Source organism: Vibrio sp. 10N.222.52.C12 (assembly GCF_041474215.1).
Classification (GTDB): domain Bacteria; phylum Pseudomonadota; class Gammaproteobacteria; order Enterobacterales; family Vibrionaceae; genus Vibrio; species Vibrio crassostreae_C.
Genome location: NZ_JBFRTR010000258.1, coordinates 1 through 871, shown reverse-complemented (window position 1 = coordinate 871; position 871 = coordinate 1). Strand labels below are relative to the sequence as shown.

At 44.5% G+C, this 871-nt stretch carries 1 protein-coding gene; it reads left to right on the top strand.

The window, feature by feature from the left end; genetic code table 11:
* Nucleotides 1–33: 33 nt before the first annotated feature.
* A partial coding sequence (locus tag AB4623_RS24220; RefSeq protein ID WP_372147547.1) for a pullulanase-associated domain-containing protein occupies nucleotides 34–871 on the top strand: 838 nt, incomplete at its 3' end.

The following is an 871-nucleotide window of genomic DNA, read 5'->3' as shown; positions in this document are numbered from 1 at the left end:
TCTTCATAAAAAGTGAAATATGGATATTAAAACGTGAACAACATAAATATTAATAAAATTATCTCTCTACGAAATACCTTCAACAATACCAAAAAGAAGAGCTTCAAACGCTCTACATTGGCCAAAGCAATGTTACCGCTCTTCACCGCTACTTTGATCGCGGGTTGTGGTAGTGATAATGATAGCGACAACGGTACAGCCCCTGGCAACAGTGGTTTATACCCTGCTGCTGAAAACGAAGTCGTTATTTACTACAAACGCGATGTTGCCGCTGCCAGCTCATCTGGCTCAACTTACGACGGTTGGGGGCTTCACCTTTGGAATGGTGAAGGCTGTACCAGCACAGACTTAGTCGGCATGGGGTTGAGTGAAACCGGAACCGATTGGAACAGCCCTTACGAATACGATGGTATCAGCGATACTTACGGTGCCTATTATGTGTTGAAAGTTGACCCAGATGCCTCTGACCCACACAAATGCATGAACTTCATCTTGCACAATGGTGATGAGAAAGCATTTGGCAGTGCGAACTCAAAAGTCGAGTTAACTAAGCTTGGCGATTCACAAGGCGTATTTGGTTTCCATGGCAGCAGCGAGTTGTACTACGACCCTATTTCAGAGCGACCAGTCAATATTGATGGTCAAAAAGCACACTGGCTAGATGCAACCACAATTGGTTGGGAAGCGGCTAGCAATGCAGACTCTGTGAAGCTTTTCTATGCACTAGACAACAGCATCACAATGAACGATGACAAAGAGATTGTCGGTGGAACTGCAATTGAACTAAGCAAAGACGGAGAACTATCTTCTGAATTGAAAGAGCGTTTCCGACACCTTGCAAGCTTACCTGCCCTCATAGACAGAACCTTAA